Annotated in this window: 11 protein-coding genes; 6 read left to right on the top strand and 5 right to left on the bottom strand. The window is 36.4% G+C overall.

Going from position 1 to position 17,356, the window contains the following annotated elements:
- Positions 1-63 precede the first annotated feature (63 nt).
- Both NCE97_RS00305 and NCE97_RS00300 read left to right on the top strand, forming a co-directional pair.
- Positions 64-996: an isoaspartyl peptidase/L-asparaginase family protein gene (locus tag NCE97_RS00305; protein WP_353776868.1), complete on the top strand. Its 933-nt coding sequence runs from the start codon at positions 64-66 to the stop codon at positions 994-996.
- Entirely contained in the window at positions 993-1,811 is an 819-nt protein-coding gene (locus NCE97_RS00300; protein ID WP_353776867.1) for a GNAT family N-acetyltransferase, read from the top strand. Before NCE97_RS00305 ends, NCE97_RS00300 begins: the two co-directional genes overlap by 4 nt.
- Here the strand turns inward: NCE97_RS00300 and NCE97_RS00295 are convergent, their stop codons facing one another.
- Positions 1,812-2,672, bottom strand: a complete 861-nt coding sequence (locus tag NCE97_RS00295) for a cyanophycinase (RefSeq protein WP_353776866.1) — start codon at positions 2,670-2,672, stop codon at positions 1,812-1,814.
- Between the two features lie 96 nt (positions 2,673-2,768).
- Here NCE97_RS00295 and cphA point away from each other — a divergent pair, with 96 nt between their 5' ends.
- Positions 2,769-5,411 (top strand): cyanophycin synthetase, encoded by a 2,643-nt coding sequence (cphA, locus tag NCE97_RS00290; protein ID WP_353776865.1) that lies wholly within the window; start codon positions 2,769-2,771, stop codon positions 5,409-5,411.
- A 68-nt stretch (positions 5,412-5,479) separates the two neighbouring features.
- On the opposite strand, the gene NCE97_RS00285 is transcribed toward cphA, so the two are convergent.
- The 4 genes from NCE97_RS00285 to NCE97_RS00270 form a co-directional block, all read right to left on the bottom strand.
- The gene (locus NCE97_RS00285; protein ID WP_353776864.1) at positions 5,480-5,749 is read right to left on the bottom strand and encodes a hypothetical protein; all 270 of its coding nucleotides are present in this window, start codon (positions 5,747-5,749) and stop codon (positions 5,480-5,482) included.
- A gap of 250 nt (positions 5,750-5,999) precedes the next feature.
- Positions 6,000-7,010, bottom strand: coding sequence for an isoaspartyl peptidase/L-asparaginase family protein (locus NCE97_RS00280; RefSeq protein WP_353776863.1), 1,011 nt, complete (start codon positions 7,008-7,010; stop codon positions 6,000-6,002).
- Positions 7,011-7,044: 34 nt separating this feature from the next.
- Positions 7,045-8,757, bottom strand: a complete 1,713-nt coding sequence (locus tag NCE97_RS00275) for an MFS transporter (protein WP_353776862.1) — start codon at positions 8,755-8,757, stop codon at positions 7,045-7,047.
- A gap of 34 nt (positions 8,758-8,791) precedes the next feature.
- Positions 8,792-11,749 carry a GH92 family glycosyl hydrolase gene (locus tag NCE97_RS00270; RefSeq protein WP_353776861.1) on the bottom strand — a complete coding sequence of 986 codons (2,958 nt, stop codon included), beginning with the start codon at positions 11,747-11,749 and terminating at the stop codon, positions 8,792-8,794.
- A gap of 41 nt (positions 11,750-11,790) precedes the next feature.
- On the opposite strand from NCE97_RS00270, the gene NCE97_RS00265 reads away from it, so the two are divergent.
- From NCE97_RS00265 to NCE97_RS00255, 3 genes are all read left to right on the top strand, one after another.
- On the top strand, positions 11,791-14,091 hold the full coding sequence (locus NCE97_RS00265; protein ID WP_353776860.1) for a beta-N-acetylhexosaminidase: 2,301 nt from the start codon (positions 11,791-11,793) through the stop codon (positions 14,089-14,091).
- 110 nt (positions 14,092-14,201) lie between these two features.
- Positions 14,202-14,870, top strand: a complete 669-nt coding sequence (locus NCE97_RS00260) for a copper homeostasis protein CutC (RefSeq protein ID WP_353776859.1) — start codon at positions 14,202-14,204, stop codon at positions 14,868-14,870.
- Complete coding sequence (locus NCE97_RS00255) at positions 14,860-17,349, top strand: beta-mannosidase (RefSeq protein ID WP_353776858.1); 2,490 nt, start codon at positions 14,860-14,862, stop codon at positions 17,347-17,349. The genes NCE97_RS00260 and NCE97_RS00255 overlap by 11 nt, the downstream gene beginning before the upstream one ends.
- The last annotated feature ends 7 nt before the right edge of the window (positions 17,350-17,356 follow it).

Here is a 17,356-nt window from a genome sequence, read left to right as displayed (position 1 = left end):
AAGTTCTTTCAAGCATTAAAGAGTGAACAGTAATTTGTAATTTTCAACCTTTAAAAAGTAATAATGAAAAGAATCTCATTAGCCATACATGGAGGTGCAGGGACACTGGTAAAAGGAATGATGACAGCCGAATTGGAAGTTCAATATAAAGCCGCTTTAAAGCTTGCCTTAGATGAAGGCTATAAAGTTTTGGAGCAAGGCGGTACTGCTATAGAAGCTGTTGAGGTTTCTGTGAAATTGCTAGAAGATTCACATTTATTCAACGCAGGAAGAGGAAGCGTTTTTACTGCGGATGAAACTCACGAAATGGATGCCTCGATAATGGATGGCAAAACCCTAAATGCTGGAGCGGTTTCACTAATAAGCAATATTAAAAACCCTGTTTCTTTGGCTCGTGATGTTATGGAAAATAGTGAACATGTGTTTTTGGCTGGTGAAGGTGCAATGAAGTTTGCAAAAGATCAAGGTTATGAACTTAAACCAACGGATTATTTCTATGATGAGTTTAGACACAAACAATGGTTAGAGATAAAAGATACTGACAGTTTTCAACTAGATCATTCTGTAAAAAAGGATTCTAAATTTGGTACTGTTGGAGCAGTGGCTTGCGATGTTAATGGAAATATCGCTGCAGCTACGTCTACTGGTGGGATGACAAATAAGCGTTATGGTAGAGTAGGAGATAGTCCAATGATTGGAGCAGGAAATTATGCAAACAACAACACCTGTGCAGTAAGCTGTACGGGTAGTGGCGAATATTTTATTAGAGGGGTTGTAGCATATGATGTGTCTTGCTTAATGGAGCATAAAGACCTGTCTTTACTAGATGCTGCTAATGACGTCATCAATAAGCGTATCCTTGAAATCAATGGCGATGGAGGACTCATCGCTGTTGACGCAAAAGGTAATATAGCAATGCCTTTTAATACAGAAGGGATGTATCGTGCATGTAAATCTTCAACAGGAGAAGAAGAAATTTCTATCTATAAAGAATGATTGTAAAATCCTTAGGACAAACCAGCTTTACGGAGTTAATGGAATGCTTTTTGGAGGCATTTCAGAACTACTTTGTAAAGATGCCAACAGATTATGACTACTACAAGAAACGTTGGCAGGCAGCTATGGTTGATTACAACCTGTCTTATGGAATGTTTGAAGGTGATAAATTAGTCGGATTTATTATCAATGCCATAGATCAGCGAGATGCTCATCGTATAGCTTTCAATACAGGAACAGGCGTGATTCCTGCATATAGAGGTAAAAAGATTGTAAAGGAAATTTACGATTATGCTATACCAGATCTCAAAAATCATGGCATTACTAAGTGTAGTCTAGAGGTGATTACAGATAATGTTATCGCAATCAATTCCTATAGAAGTATTGGGTTTCAAAAGACCAAGTATTACAAATGCTTTAACGGAACACTAAAGAGTAATAAACGAGACTTTAATCTAAAGGAAGTGAATTACGATCAAATAGATTGGAGTACGCTTCCAAACCAAGAACTGTATTCGTGGGATAATCATAGACATTGCTTAAGCAAAGGGGATTACAGATATTTTCAAGTTTTAGAAGACAATAAAGAGATTGCTTTTTTTGTCATCAATCCAGAGATCAATTATGTAGCCCAATTAGATGTTTTAGCTGAAGCGGAATCGTATTGGGATATACTATTTTCTTCAATACATTACATTTCTGAAACCATTAAAATTAATAATGTCGACGATAGGCTCAAGACCAAAATTGAAGCATTAGAAAATGCTGGTCTAGAGAATTCGATAGATCAATTTGAAATGGAATTACTTTTTTAATTAAATAAAAGGAGCTTCGACAGGAAGCACTTGCACTTTCTTTTTCTTTATGTTGAAACGATCACCGTTTGCCAGTACATGAACCTTTAAATTGGTCAAAGACATTGGTGTGCCTTCTTCAAGAATCTTTTCGTTATTGTGTTTTAACTTTCTTGGGTCAAAAATAATGACCATTCCAGAACCGATAACTTGCATGTCTCCATCTTTGATGATCAAGCCAGTATCTTCAGCCAAACCAATTCCAATCAGTTTTGGGAATTTAGCAACAGCTTCACTAACACGACCAAATCGTCCACGTTGAATAAAGTGTGTGTCAATAATCAATTCAGGGATTAAGGCGAGTCCTTTATACATATCAACTGCACCTTTTACAAAAGCTTCCGTAGCGCTTCCACCAGCAATCATACGTTTAGCCATGGCCATGGCACCTGCGCTTGTTCCGGCAATTACGAAACCTTCTTCGTTACTGTAACGCTCAGCAAGGATGGTATGTATTGTTGTGCCTCCAATTTTATTAGTGATTTTTGATTGATCACCACCAGAGAACATTACACAATCACAAGATTTTATTAGGTCAATAGAAGATTGTTTTTCCGAATCTTCTCTACTTCTAATATCTAATACAGTAATATCTTCACACCCCAGTTTTGAAAATGCAGTAATATAGCTTTGTCCTACTTCAACAGGGATACTTGAAGCTGTAGGAATAACCACAATTTTAGCATCAATTCCACCTGCTTCTTTAACGACATGATATAATATACCTTCATCTATAAATTCTAAGGTATACATTTCATTGTCTTCAATACCTTTATCTTCATTACCACCAATCGGAATCAATGTTCCTTTCGCTTTCGTCATATGTCTTTTCAAAATTTAATATTGGGGCAAAATTACGTTAATTTTTTAATTGAAATTCTCTATATTTATAATCTTTCACGCTAAATAACCAACACTATGGAGATAAGAAGTATAAACGCCATGAGAGGACCAAATTACTGGTCCGTAAGACGACACAAGCTAATCGTAATGGTCTTAGACCTTCAAGAGATGGAGGAAAGACCTTCAGACAAAATAGAAGGGTTCTATGAACGCTTAACAACAATGTTCCCTACCATGTATGAGCATCGTTGCTCTGTTGGTGAACCTGGAGGGTTTTTTCAGCGTGTCAAGAGAGGAACCTGGATGGGTCATATCATTGAGCATATTGCTCTAGAGCTACAAACATTAGCTGGCATGGATGTTGGCTTTGGAAGAACTCGAGGATATGGTGAGTATGGCGTTTATAATGTAGTCTTTGCCTATATGGAAGAATCTGTAGGACGCTACACTGCAAAAGCAGCTGTAAGAATCTGTGAAGCTTTAATAGCAGGTGAAGAATATGATATGACTGAAGACATCCAGCATATGAGAGAACTTCGCGAAGCAGATCGCCTTGGGCCAAGTACGGGTTCAATTGTAGCTGAAGCAGAAGCAAGAGGTATTCCTTGGATTCGATTAAATAAGTATTCGTTATGTCAACTTGGTTATGGAGCAAATCAAAAGCGTATTCAAGCCACAGTAACTAGTGAAACTAGTAGTATTGGTGTAGAATTGGCTTGTGATAAAGAAGACACAAAATATTTGCTAGAACAAGCTGAAGTTGAAGTGCCAAGAGGTGATATTATTCGTCGTGAGCGAAGTTTAGAAGAAGCTTGTGACTATGTTGGTTTTCCTCTTGTAATCAAACCGATTGATGGTAATCATGGTCGTGGTATCACTGTAGATATTCAAAACTATGATGATGCCTTAGTTGCGTTTAGAGCTGCTAAGGAAAGCTCACGAAGTGGAGTTATTATCGTAGAAAAATTCATTAAAGGAGAAGATTATAGATTATTAGTAATTAATAATAAGTTAGTTGCTGCTGCACTGCGTTCTCCAGCACATGTGGTTGGAGATGGAAAGTCTACTGTTCAAGAGTTAATAGATGAAGTAAATAGTGATCCACGTAGAGGTTATGGTCATGAAAAAGTATTGACACAAATAACTACTAACGAACTCACCAAAACCATTATTAAAGATGCTGGCTATACCTTAGATTCAGTTTTAGCTGATGGCGAAAAATTAGTTTTAAAAGACACAGCAAATCTTAGTACTGGTGGTACTGCAGAAGATGTAACAGATATTGTACATCCTGCAAACGTCAGTATGGCCGAGCGCATTTCTAAGATTATTGACTTAGATATTTGTGGGATCGATGTGATGACTACAGATATTACTAAGCCACTTTCTGAAACAGGAGGCGCCGTGCTCGAAGTTAACGCTGGCCCAGGTTTTAGAATGCACCTTGCACCAACAGTTGGATTACCACGAAATGTAGCTGCTCCAGTTATAGATAAACTGTTCCCGCAAAAAGGAGATACAGGTAGAATACCTATTGTAGCGATTACAGGAACTAACGGTAAAACTACAACATCCCGATTGATGGCACATATTGCTAAAATGAAAGGATATCGTGTAGGATATACCACAAGCGATGGTGTATACATTCAAAACAGATTATTAATGACAGGCGACTGTACAGGACCATCTAGTGCTGAATTTGTGTTGAAAGATCCTACAGTGAATTTTGCTGTTCTAGAGTGTGCTAGAGGAGGTCTGTTAAGAGCAGGTTTAGGATTTAAGAAGTGTGATGTTGCCATAGTTACTAACGTTGCGGCTGACCATTTAGGGTTGAAAGGTATTCATACAGTTGAGCAATTGGCAAGAGTAAAAGGTGTAGTCCCTGAAACTGTATTGCCAGATGGCTATGCGATTTTGAATGCTGATGACGACTTAGTTTATGGAATGCGCCGAGATGTAGATTGTAATGTTGCATTGTTCTCTATGGATGAAAATAACCCTAGGATAAAAGCTTTGCAACGTCTTAATGGGATTACAGCAGTGTATGAGAATGGTTTTGTAACTATCTGTAGAGGTGAATGGAAAATGCGTTTAATGCGTGCTGAAAATATCCCATTGACTTATGGAGGCAAAGCAAAGTTCATGATACAAAACGTACTGGCTGCTGTGCTAGCCGCGCATGTACAAGGTATTAGTATTGAGGATATGAAAGCCGCTTTAGAGACCTTTATTCCATCTGCATCACAAACTCCAGGACGATTGAACTTATTTAAGTTCAATGACTTTACTATTCTGTTAGACTATGCCCATAATCCTGCAGGAATGAGAGCACTTCAAAAGTTTACAGATGAATTGGATGCCACTGTTAAAGTTGGAATTATTGCAGGAATTGGAGACAGGCGTGTAGAAGACAATAATGAAATGGGAAGGATTGCTGCTGAAATGTTTGATGAGATCATAATTAGACAAGACAAACGCCTTAGAGGAAAGACAGAAGAGGAACTGATTAAGATGCTTAATGATGGTATTATTTCTAAAGATCCGAATAAGAAAACTACTGTTATTCCTTCTGAAAAAGAAGCCATTACCTATGCTGTTAAGAATGCGGTAAAAGGATCACTCATTATTTTATGTAGTGATGTTATTCCTGATGCCTTAGAACTAGTGAAAGAGTTTAAAGAGAAAGAGGCCAAAGGTGAATTGGCATTTTCAGAATAAATTATAAATAGTATAAATAAAAAACCCGAAGCAATTGCTTCGGGTTTTTTGATATCTCGTTGTTGTGATTAGCAAAGCTTAATCGTCTTCACTTTAATTTGAAGACTTTTTTTATAAGCTTTAATGCTAATAATTTCGTTACTCTTCTTGTGATTTAATTTGATTAACTGATGCTTTATTTTAGCATTTAAAGTAGAGCTCTCAGAAGCAGTAGCTTCTTTTTTAGGAGTTACTTCAGCAGTTTTTTCAGGTTGAGTTGAAACCACAGTAGTACCTTCTTGAGCCATTCCTAGTACAGGTAAGGCTAATAAAAACATTATGATTACTACTTTTTTCATTTTAACTAACAGTTGTTTGTGTTTCAATTCGACATCAAAGAAACATCACAACCAAGGCTATCTCATAAAAAATGGATAAATGTGACCGATTTTAGATAAAATGCACAGCTAAACCAAAAACATCGACGAACTGCACTATTGGTTTTAAACAATTGTAAATCAATTATTTACAATCACAAAAAAAGACGAAAAACCTTACTTTATCGATGAAATGCAAGGGCATTCGATAAAAAGCATACAGATTAGAAACTTAAGTCTTAATGTAGAAATCAGACTTGATATTTTCATTTTTCCCATCATGGTATTTGGTTATGCTGAAGTGCTCATGAATAGAATAAGAGCCAGTTTCACCCTGTTTATTGACAGCTATATACCCAACCTGAAAATTTTTATAGTTGCTATTAGGCTTGTTTACAATTCGCCCAATGGCTTCTTCGCAAGCTTGTTGAGGTGATCTTCCTTGTCGCATTAATTCAACAACCAAAAAACTTCCAACAGTCTTTACGACTTCTTCACCGAGACCAGTAGCAGTACAAGCACCAATTTCATTATCTACAAATAAACCGGAACCAATAATTGGAGAGTCACCAACACGTCCTCCCATCTTATAAGCCAAACCACTGGTTGTACACGCACCGGAAATGTTCCCGTTTTTATCCATAGCCAACATGCCTATAGTATCATGATTTTCGATATTGATAATAGGTTTGTATTCTGATTCTACTTTCCATTTTTCCCAAGCTTTTTTAGAAGCTTCGGTAAGTAGATCTTCAGGTTCAAAACCACTAGAAATAGCAAATTGTTTTGCGCCTTCGCCAGCAAGCATTACATGTGGTGTGTCTTCCATAACTTTTCTGGCAACAGATACAGCATGGGTTATGTTTTGTAGATAAACGACCGAACCACAATTACCGTTCATATCCATGATGCATGCATCCAAAGTAACATTGCCATCACGATCTGGAAATCCGCCTTTACCAACTGTTTGATTATTCTCGTTGATCTCTTCAACCATACAACCTTGCTCCACAGCGTCCAAAGCATTACCTCCATTTTGTAATACGTCCCAAGCTTTTGCTGTAGCTTCCATCACATTCCAGGTAGCGATAACCAATGGTAGGGAAGCTCTTATTGGTGTTGAAGCAATAGCTTCATGAGTATTTTCTTCCGAAGACTCATCTTTACAAGACAATGCAGTTCCAGCTAAAGCTATACCCACACCAGACACTGAAGCTTTTTTTATAAAATGTCGTCTTTTCATTAAAAAGGTTATTTGAGATTGAGAAAAAGATCAATTAATAGTCTACACCTTGTTTGTCTAAAACTGTTTTAGTTCTAAATGCATAAAACAATAAATAAACAAAACAAGCAACAGCAATCCAATATGAAGATTGAATGCTAAACACATCTGCAAGCTTTCCTTGAACAGGTGGAATAATAGCACCACCTAGAATCATCATAATTAAAAAGGCAGAACCTTGCGAGGTATATTTTCCAAGGCCAGCAATACTCAATGTAAAAATACATGGCCACATAATAGAACAGAATAAACCACCAGATAAGAAAGCGAACAATGCAACATTACCAGATGTGAATAACCCTATTAGCATGCCTAAAATCCCTAAAGTACTAAATACTTTAAGAGTTTTTACAGGTCTGTCTTTAGCCATAAAGAACCCTCCGACTTGAGTTGCCACACAAATACAGAAAATAAGAATTTCGTTTGTAGAATAACTTCCATAATTAACTGCTAAAATAACGCCAAAAGCAATATAAGGAACGATAATCAGTAGTGCTTTTTTAAGTCCTTTACTAGGATTGAAAACTGTAATTGCACCAACCCAACGACCAATCATTAATCCTCCCCAATATAAAGATATATATGGCGCAATTCCAGCGTCATTTAAAGCAGGTAATCCTAATGGATTTAAATTTTTAGCCTCATCTGAAACAAATTTTAATAACTCACCTAAATTACTTTGTATGGTAACCTCAACACCAACATATGTAAAGATAGCTAACATGCCCAAAACTAATTGTGGATACCTCATTGCTCCCCAGTCATCAGGTTTTTTCTTAGCTTTATTTAGAGCAAAAAATAAAAGACCTATTATAATAAATAATGACATCAATAATACAAATAATCTCTTGGGATCTAAAGCTTTATTGATTTCTTCAATCCTTTCTTTTTGCACTGTTGTCATATCATCTGTTATAGTCTCTAGCCCAAAATAAGTGGAAAAGATATATGCAAAGAGACCCAAAGTTATTACTGTCATAACAAGCAATAAATTTCTAGCTTTATTACTAGGCTCAAAAACACTATGCGATTTTAATGATGGTAACTTTTTTGAAAAATAAAACAAAGCTGCAGCCAATAAGAATGATACTCCAACTCCAATATAAAGTGCTTGAATGGTACCAAGTTTAATTTCATTATTTTTTATCATAACAGTAAGTTCCTCACCTGTGGGAGGAGTAGATCCAAAAATGATAAGTGCTATTAAGATTGGACCTATCATTGTTCCGAAAGAGTTGATACCTCCAGCCAAATTAAGACGATGTGAGCCTGTCTTAGGGTCACCAAGTGCTATAGCAAATGGATTGGCAGCAGTTTGTTGTAATGAAAACCCTAATCCAACAATAAATAAAGCAATAAGTACAAGGTAAAATACACCTGTTTGTCCTTGTTCTGCACCAGCAGTAGCAGGATACATCACAAAGGCACCGATTGCGGATAAGAGTAAACCGTAAACGATTCCATTCTTGTAACCCCAATTATTTAGGATGTCTTTTTTTATAGAACCAGACATAATAAAGAGTAGCAATGCACCAATGTAATAAGCCCCATAAAATGCAAAATCTACTAATTGCGATTGAAACTGATCAATGTTGAAATAGGTTTTGCAAAATGGTATGAAAACACCATTTGAAGCCGCTATAAATCCCCAGAAAAAGAATACAGTGACTAAGGTTGCTAAGGCAGATTTGTTATTTTGATTTGTCATCGTTAGTTAGTTTAGCGTTCAAGATAGGTTATTATTATTTAACTGAAATTTCATCAACAAAGATCCAACTACGTCCATCGTGTTTATAGCCTAAGTGCCATTCTGGAAGTTTTCCTAATTTCTTGGCAACGATTTTTATATATCGATATGATTTTCCTCTAGGAACAGGAATAAAATAAGTTTTGTAAATCATTGTACTATCAGATTCCTTGGCAGCGTTAATAATCCAGTTGTGTTTTTCAAAAGATTTAAATGCTTTGCCATCATTAGAAACATAGCACTCGACTTCTGTAGGTAAAAATATCCATGAACGTTGATCTTGCAAGAAATTAACAGTAACCTCATTAATTGGCTTTTGCTTGCCTAAATCTACAATAGCTATAACATCCTCATCAAAATAACCTTGCCAAGTGCCTGTTCTAAAATCTTCAGTACCTCTTATACCATCAATTAGAGCATCATTACCACCAGCATTGTATTGATTTGCATATTTGGTTTCGAGTGTAATACTCACATTTGGATCTATTTTATAGAACTTGGTTTCAATAGTGGCACTTTGATTTCCAGATTCGTCAGTGGCATAAACTTTCAATAAAGAAGGTTCAGAAATGGTGAAAGGTTCACTATATAATTTGAATTCAGAATCATCGAGACTATAGAAAATTTCAGTTTCAGAATTCACAATTCCCAAGGTTACTTCAGTTTCACCTTTAAAAGCTACATCGCCTTTAGCAATAAACGGAGCAGGAACAATAAGATGTTCTGTGATCTCAGTTTTTGGTACTTGTCGATCTCTGCTTCCCCAAACGGCTGGGTTATCGTTCATGTAGAACTCCAAACTTCCACCTTGCATAATTTCCTCATGGGTGATATAGGTTCTATCTAGCTTTTCGCCATTGAGATACACATATTCTATGTATTTATTGGTGTCATTTAAATCATAAGTTTGTACTGTAAATTGATTGCCATTTTCAAGATTGAAAGTTGCCTTTTCCATTAGAGGCGTTCCAATGATATATTGGTTACTTCCTGGTGTTACAGGATAGAACCCAATAGATGAAAATACATACCAAGCACTCATTTGACCACAATCTTCATTTCCAGAAATTCCATCAGGTGCATTTTTGTATAATTCGGTAAGAATTTGATGTACTTTTTCCATGGTCTTATGAGGTTTGCCAACAAAATTATAGAGATAAGCCATGTGATGACTAGGTTCATTACCATGTGCATACTGACCTATTAATCCTGTGATATCTGCCTGATTTCGGCCAGAAGTTTCAGCACTAGCTGTAAACAATTTATCCAAATGTGCTTCAAGTTTATCCTTTCCGCCAAGTAGTTTTATAAATCCTGAAATATCCTGAGGCACATAGTAACTGTATTGCCATGAATTGGCTTCAGTATAATTAAAATTCACTTCGTAAGGATCGAAAGGTGCAAACCAAGTATTACGAAAACGCCCTCTCATAAACTGAGTTTCCGGATCGAAAATATTCTTGTAGTATTGCGCTCTTTCAGAATACGTTTTATAATCTTCTTCTTTTCCCATGGCTTTCGCCATTTGTGCAATCGTCCAATCGTCGTAAGCATACTCAAGAGTTTTGGATACAGATTCACTTTCATGCTCAACAGGAATATAACCTAGCGCCTTGTAGGATTCTAAACCTAGATGATCTCTTGTTGCAGAATGCTTCATAGCTTCAAGAGCTTTCTCAGCATCATAACCGTCAATGCCTTTCAAATAAGCATCTGCAATTACGGGAACTGCGTGGTAACCAATCATACAACCTGTATAGCAACCTGACAAATCCCAAATTGGCATAATGCCACCTTCATCGTATTTGGCTAAAAATGTATTGATGAAATCGTTCGTGCGTTCTTCTTCAATAATTGTATATAAAGGATGTGCAGCTCGGTACGTATCCCATAGTGAAAATACAGTATAGTAATCGAAATCAGCACTATGAATTTTCAAATCCATACCTCTATAACGGCCATCAACATCTTGGTAACGATTTGGCGCTAGCATAGTGTGATAGAGTGATGTATAAAAATTGACTTTATAATCTTGATTTGGACTTTCTATGACGATTTTTTCAAGTTGTTGCTCCCAAAGATTTTGAGCCTCTTGTTTGACGTCGTCAAATGTTTTATTCCCAATTTCAGCTTCTAAATTTTGTTTTGCACCAGCTTCATCTACTGCACTAATCCCAATTTTTACAAACACAGGATCATTGCTTGGGTTATCAAATAATAATGCAGCTTTAGTGCTGAGGAACTTATAATTTTTCGATATAGGTTCGCCATCTTCCACATAAGTTATATCCTTAATTGGTTTGGAAAATGTAATGTGATAAAATAAATGCTGATCAGTAGCCCAAGCTTTTGAATCTCTAAATCCCTTCAAGTTAAAACTGTCTACATATTGAATTTTATGGTGTAGTAATTCATCGCGATGCTCTAAATCTAGAATCAAGTATTGATTTTCTGCTGAAGGATATTGATATTTATGAATTCCGCTTCTTAAGGAAACAGTTAATTCTACATCAATATTTGTTGAGTCTAAGTGCACTTTATAGTAACCAGGCTCTGCAATTTCATTGTCATGAGAAAAATGATCGCGATACCCTTTTTTGCCATCAGCACCATTGTTGAAATTAACTTCATTGGTTGGCATTAAGAGAATATCACCATAATCTGAAACACCTGTACCGCTGAGATGCGTATGCGAAAAACCATAAATGTATTCATCAGAATAGTGATACCCAGAGCAACCATCCCAACCATCTAGTCGAGTATCTGGACTCAATTGCATCATCCCAAAAGGCATTGTTGCACCAGGATAGGTGTGTCCATGACCACCTGTACCAATAAAAGGATTTACATAAGAAATTAACGGATTATCTTTTTTAGCGACTTCGATTTTTGGGTCGTCTTTGCAACTGAATAAAAGGATAAGGATTAAAACAGAGAGAAGGCTAGGTTTCATTAAAAATAGATTGCTAATTTTAAAGCATCTAATATACTAAAATGCCAATCAAGAAAATAGTACCAACTTTCCTTTTAGCTCTATTGTGGTTGAGTTGTGCTGATAAACCTGTTGAGGTGTCTGAACCTCAAATCATTCCGAATCCAGATAGTGTATTATTAGCGAACAATGAGTTTGTTTTGAATAATAAAACAAGCATAAGTTATGGAAATGAGTTCGCAACATCTGCAAAGTTTTTAGAAGCTTTTATTGAAGAAGGGAGTAATATCCAGTTTGTAGAAGGAAGAGGTAGAAATGAAATTAGGTTTGAAACAGATGAGGCTTTGGATAATATTGAAGGCTATACACTAGAGATTTCAGATAAAACAATTCTTATAAAGGCTAAAACAGATCAAGGCGCATTTTACGCGGTTCAGAGCCTTAGGCAATTACTTCCACCTGAATTCGAAAATGGGAGTTATGATAAAGAGCAGGTAGCTATACAATGTTTATCTGTGAAAGATGCACCTCAATTTCAGTATAGAGGGATGCACTTAGATGTTGGGAGACATATGTATTCGGTTGAGTTTGTCAAAAAGTATATTGATGCCTTAGCAATGTTGAAGATGAATACCTTTCACTGGCATCTTACAGAAGATCAAGGTTGGCGCATAGAAATAAAGAAATATCCAAAGCTACAAGAAATAGCTGCCTATAGAGATGAAACTTTGGTAGGACATTACAACGATCAACCACATCAGTTTGATGGGAAACGCTATGGAGGGTATTACACCCAAGAAGAGATTAAAGATATAGTGGATTATGCACAAAAACGATTTGTGACTATTATTCCAGAAATAGAAATGCCAGGGCATAGTCAGGCAGCTATAGCAGCGTATCCAGAATTAGGTTGTTCAGGTGAACAAGTAAAAGTCGCTACAAAATGGGGCGTTTTTGAAGAAGTATATTGTCCAAGTGAGAAGACGTTCAAATTTTTGGAAGATGTGATTGACGAAGTCGTTGAATTATTTCCAGGGAAATACATTCATATAGGTGGTGATGAAACACCCAAAACACGCTGGAAAAACTGCGATTCGTGTCAGGAAATGATAAAAGAAAAAGGATTGAAGGATGAACATGGCTTGCAAAGCTATTTCATAGAGCGAATGGAGAAATATATTAATACTAAGGGAAAACAAATCATTGGTTGGGATGAAATTTTGGAAGGAGGTTTAGCGCCAAATGCAACTGTTATGAGTTGGCGTGGCACTGGAGGTGCCATTGCTGCTGCCAAGCAGCATCATAACGTTGTTATGACGCCAACCTCGCATTGTTACTTCGATTATTACCAATCAGAAAATGAAGACGAACCCCTTGCCATAGGAGGGTTTTTACCATTAGAGAAAGTATATAGCTTCAACCCAATCCCAGATGAATTAACAGAAGAAGAATCACAATACGTATTGGGTGCTCAAGGCAATATTTGGACAGAGTATATGCCTACAGAAGACAAGGTAGAATATATGGCATTTCCGAGGATGCTTGCTATGAGCGAAGTAGTATGGTCAAAACCCGAACAAAGAAACTATGAGGATTTTGTGAATAGAGTTGAGAATTTCCACAAACGATTAGATGCTCTGGATATTAATTATGCAAATCATTTATATGAAATTAATGGACAATTGAAAACGGGTAATGGACAAATAAGCTATCAATTGGAAACTTTGACTAAAGGAAAAGAGATTCGTTTTACTTTAGATGGTTCTGGTCCAGATAATACTTCGACAGTTTATACAGGTCCAATACCAATTTCAGAAAGTAAAACTATAAAAGCTGCTGTGTTTAAAGCAGATAAAAAGTTAGGTGCAACATTTTCACAGAAGATTAGATATCACAAAGCAGTTGGCGCTAAAATCACGATTGATTCAGAACCACACAAAGCCTATTCCGGGAGTGGCGCTGAAGGACTAATTAATGGAATTTCTGGAAGTGATAAGCGTTATGGCGACAAAGAATGGTTAGGGTTTTGGGGAGAAGATATTTCTATTCAAATCGAATTTAATGAACCAATTGATGTCCAAACGGTTTCAACCCGATTCCATAATGGACAGGGTCAATGGATTTATGCCCCAAAAAATATTGGAGTGTCTTTTTACGATTCAGATGATGTGTCAATTGTAGTGAAGCAAGTTCCACAGAATGGATTAATATCTTATATCAGCTTGGATGCTGGAATAGATGAAAAAGCAAAAGGGATAACTAAAATTGTTATCTGGGTTGAAAACTACGGAACCATTCCAGAAGGTAAACAAGGTGCAGGCAACAAAGCTTGGACTTTTATTGATGAAATTATTGTGAATTGATTGTAAAATGTGATTCAGTTTGAACACTGAGCGAAGTCGAAGTGTATTTCGGAATCTATAAAAAATTAATAATAACTGAAAGATTCCTGCTTTCGCAGGAATGACAAATCATGAAACTCGAAGTTTGTGCCAATTCATATCAATCTGCCAAAAATGCTCAAGAAGCAGGAGCACAGCGTATTGAGTTATGTCAGAACTTAGTAATTGGAGGCATTACACCAACTGACGAGCTACTCAAAAAAGCAATTCAAGAGTTAGATATAGAAACTTTTGTGTTGATACGACCAAGAGGAGGTGATTTTTGTTATTCTGAAACAGAATTCAATACAATGAGAAATAGTATTGAGCTCTGTAAATCATTAGGTCATGCAGGAATTGTCTCTGGCGTTTTGAATGAAGATAACACTCTTGATATTAAAAGAACCAAAGCATTGGTTGAATTGTCCAGACCTTTACAGTTTACATTTCATCGCGCTTTTGATGAAGTTCCAAATCCACTTGAAACCATGGAGCAGTTAATTGATCTAGGAGTTGAACGTATACTCACTTCTGGGCAGGAGCATAAGGCAGAAGAAGGGTTTAAACTACTCAAAGAATTGAAAGAACGCGCCAAAGGTAGAATCATAATCATGCCAGGAAGCGGTATTAATCCAGCGAATGCCAAGTTGTTTAAAAAAGCAGGATTTTCCGAAATTCATGCTTCTGCTTCTAAACCAATAGATAATAATCAGACAGTATCTGATCTTGCAACCATTAAAGCCATCTTAGATGAGATATAGTTTTACCTTTCTTTGTTTACTAGTATGCTTGTCTTGTCAACCAAAATACGATGTACCACAAACTTTAGAGTTACACAATAATTGGGAGTTTAGACAAGTTGGTGATTCGGTATGGCATTCGGCAACAGTTCCTGGTAACGTGTTTTCAGATTTGTTGGATCATCAACTTATTGAAAACCCATTTATTGGCAACAACGAGGAAAAAGTACAATGGGTTTCCGAAACAGATTGGGAGTACAAAACCACTTTTGATGTAGATGAAGAAACACTTCAAAAGAAACATTTAGAATTGAATTTTGAAGGGCTAGACACCTATGCATCTGTGTATCTTAATGATAGTTTGATTTTGAAGTCTAACAATGCTTTCAGGGCTTTTGAAGTTGATGTAAAGCCACTTTTGAAAGCATCTAATGAACTCAGAATTCTATTTGAACATACTTCAAAATATGAAGCAGCAGCAAAATCAAAACTACCCTACGAACTTCCTGAAGGCAACCGCATTTTTACCAGAAAAGCACAATTTCAGTATGGATGGGATTGGGGACCAAAACTAAACACTTCGGGAATTTGGCGACCAATTAAGCTGATTAGTTGGAATGATTACAGGCTTAAAGACTTAAAAATTAGTCATGGTTATTTAGATGATTCGCTAATAAACCTAGGCCTTGATTTTCGTTTGCTGAAAAATGACATTTGGGGAGTGGACAGGGATTTAACTTTTGAGGTTTATGTTAATGACAGTCTTTATCAGGTAAGTGAGGATTCATTTAAGGCATATAGGCAATTCATACCTATACTCATAAAAAATCCAAAACTTTGGTGGCCACATAATTTAGGAGAGCAATACTTATATGATTTCAAAATAGTAGTAAAAAAGGATAAAAGGATATATGATTCAATTTCAGTCAAAAAGGGTTTAAGAAATGTTGAACTCGTTACAGAAAAAGATAGCCTCGGTGAATCCTTCTATTTCAAAGTCAATGGTGTCCCTGTATATGCTAAAGGAGCAAACTATATTCCACAGCATAGCTTTCAAAATAAAGTTACTGAACAACATTATGAGAAGCTCTTAAATGATGTTGTAGATGCCAACATGAACATGCTCAGAGTATGGGGAGGAGGTATTTATGAAAGTGATAAATTCTACGAACTCTGTGATGAAAAAGGTATTATGGTATGGCAAGACTTTATGTTTGCTTGTGCCATGTACCCTGGAGATGAAGCATTTTTAGATAATGTTCGGCAAGAGGCAGTTGAGAATATAAAACGACTTCGTAAGCATCCATCAATAGTATTGTGGTGTGGTAATAACGAAAACTCCGAAGGCTGGCATCGATGGGGCTGGCAAGCTAATAGAAGCAATGATGAAAAAGAAGAAATCTGGAATAACTATCTCAAAGTGTTTTATTTTATCTTGCCACAAACAGTATCAGAATTGACCAATGTACCGTATTGGGAGTCGTCTCCAAAATATGGTCGTGGCAATCCACAGTACAAGTTCGAAGGCGATGCGCACGATTGGTGGGTGTGGCACGATGGTTATCCGTTTGAACATTTTGAAGAGCATGTGCCGCGTTTCATGAGTGAGTTTGGGTTTCAGGCATTTCCTAGTTATGAAGCCATACGATTTATCAATCAATCAGACTCCATTGATATTGATTCTGAAGGCTTTAAAAATCATCAGAAACACCATAGAGGATTCCAGCTTATTAGAGAATACATGGAGCGCGATTTTCCAGTTCCTAATGAGCCTGAAGACTATGTATATATGAGTCAATTGGTGCAAGCTCATGGTATCACAAAAGGTATTGAAGCACACCGTCGCGCCAAGCCTTACAACATGGGAACATTGTATTGGCAACTCAATGATTGTTGGCCAGCAGTTTCGTGGTCGAGTATAGATCATTTTGGAAATTGGAAAGCACTGCACTATAAAGCCAAACGAAGTTTTGAAGATGTATTTGTTTCGAATACTATTGAAGACCACATTATTGAGGTATTTGCTATCAATGATGGAGTCGAGGCTATTGAAAGTAGTCTGGAACTTGAAATCAGAACTTTTGAAGGCGATTCCATTTGGAGTATAAGCAAGGACTTTAAATCTGAACTATTGTCTAACACTAAGGCTTATAGAATAGATTTTTCTGGGACACAGTCTGAGTTCAAAAAAGATAAAGCAGTTTTAATAACTAAGTTTAATGGCCAAACCCGATGCGATTACTTTGTAAAACCAAAAGATTTAAAGCTAGCACAAGCGCCAATTCAAAAAATAGTAACTAAAACTAAAGATGGTTTTCTAGTAGAACTCACAAGCACCACATTACAAAAAGATGTGTTTTTACATACAGATTCAAAAGGGCATTTCTCCGATAACTTTTTCGATTTGCTACCTAACGAAATAAAAACGATAGAATTTTTAACTCAAGATGAAGAAATCCCAATTATTAAGTTAAAATCCCTTAACAATTTTATAAGATAACTACGTT

It is taken from the genome of Winogradskyella sp. 3972H.M.0a.05, from assembly GCF_040493455.1.
GTDB lineage: Bacteria > Bacteroidota > Bacteroidia > Flavobacteriales > Flavobacteriaceae > Microcosmobacter.
The sequence above is the reverse complement of the archived record's forward strand: the minus strand, read 5'-3'. Positions and strand labels throughout refer to the sequence as shown.

What these genes read in the sequence shown, in the direction of transcription:
- NCE97_RS00305 (WP_353776868.1), top strand. Translation starts at nt 64, where the DNA reads ATGAAAAGAATCTCATTAGCCATACATGGAGGTGCAGGGACACTGGTA.
- NCE97_RS00300 (WP_353776867.1), top strand. Translation starts at nt 993, where the DNA reads ATGATTGTAAAATCCTTAGGACAAACCAGCTTTACGGAGTTAATGGAA.
- NCE97_RS00295 (WP_353776866.1), bottom strand. Translation starts at nt 2,672, where the DNA reads ATGACGAAAGCGAAAGGAACATTGATTCCGATTGGTGGTAATGAAGAT.
- cphA (WP_353776865.1), top strand. Translation starts at nt 2,769, where the DNA reads ATGGAGATAAGAAGTATAAACGCCATGAGAGGACCAAATTACTGGTCC.
- NCE97_RS00285 (WP_353776864.1), bottom strand. Translation starts at nt 5,749, where the DNA reads ATGAAAAAAGTAGTAATCATAATGTTTTTATTAGCCTTACCTGTACTA.
- NCE97_RS00280 (WP_353776863.1), bottom strand. Translation starts at nt 7,010, where the DNA reads ATGAAAAGACGACATTTTATAAAAAAAGCTTCAGTGTCTGGTGTGGGT.
- NCE97_RS00275 (WP_353776862.1), bottom strand. Translation starts at nt 8,757, where the DNA reads ATGACAAATCAAAATAACAAATCTGCCTTAGCAACCTTAGTCACTGTA.
- NCE97_RS00270 (WP_353776861.1), bottom strand. Translation starts at nt 11,749, where the DNA reads ATGAAACCTAGCCTTCTCTCTGTTTTAATCCTTATCCTTTTATTCAGT.
- NCE97_RS00265 (WP_353776860.1), top strand. Translation starts at nt 11,791, where the DNA reads ATGCCAATCAAGAAAATAGTACCAACTTTCCTTTTAGCTCTATTGTGG.
- NCE97_RS00260 (WP_353776859.1), top strand. Translation starts at nt 14,202, where the DNA reads ATGAAACTCGAAGTTTGTGCCAATTCATATCAATCTGCCAAAAATGCT.
- NCE97_RS00255 (WP_353776858.1), top strand. Translation starts at nt 14,860, where the DNA reads ATGAGATATAGTTTTACCTTTCTTTGTTTACTAGTATGCTTGTCTTGT.